Here is a 433-nt window from a genome sequence, read left to right as displayed (position 1 = left end):
TGGCATCACCCTGTATTGATGATAACTCTTCTTGTTTCTCGTTTCTGGCGGCAATTTCTTCCTCCGTGATGTTGCCAAGGGCCAGGTTTATCCGATCAGCGTCTGCCTGTTTCTCTTCATCGGTGCGCCCGGCAAGTACCGTGTTAATTCTGTGCAATATCTCCACATGATTCTTGCGCATGCTGAGCAATTCCGGTGTAACCTCGTTAAGGTCCACCAGCCCAAGGATGGCAAGGTCGGTAAACATTGATACCAGGTTGTAGGTCATGCGATAGCTGAGTTGCCCATAGGCTGATGGCAACTGCACCGCATCCATTTGATAGGCATCCATAAATTTAGAGCCGTCGTTTACGACATCCGCAATTGCCGGTGTGATTTTCCCTGTGGTGGCGGCCTCCCTGATTGCTGTTACCCACGATTGAGTCAGCGCGGC

1 protein-coding gene is annotated in these 433 nt (G+C 51.0%); it reads right to left on the bottom strand.

Going from position 1 to position 433, the window contains the following annotated elements; all coding sequences use genetic code 11:
* Positions 1-433, bottom strand: a 433-nt coding sequence (locus tag K0039_RS21635) for a hypothetical protein (protein ID WP_228106929.1), incomplete at both ends; no start/stop codon positions are given.

This window comes from Terrisporobacter mayombei (assembly GCF_020748465.1).
In the GTDB taxonomy this organism is placed as follows: Bacteria; Bacillota; Clostridia; order Peptostreptococcales; family Peptostreptococcaceae; genus Terrisporobacter; species Terrisporobacter mayombei.
The sequence above is the reverse complement of the archived record's forward strand: the minus strand, read 5'-3'. Positions and strand labels throughout refer to the sequence as shown.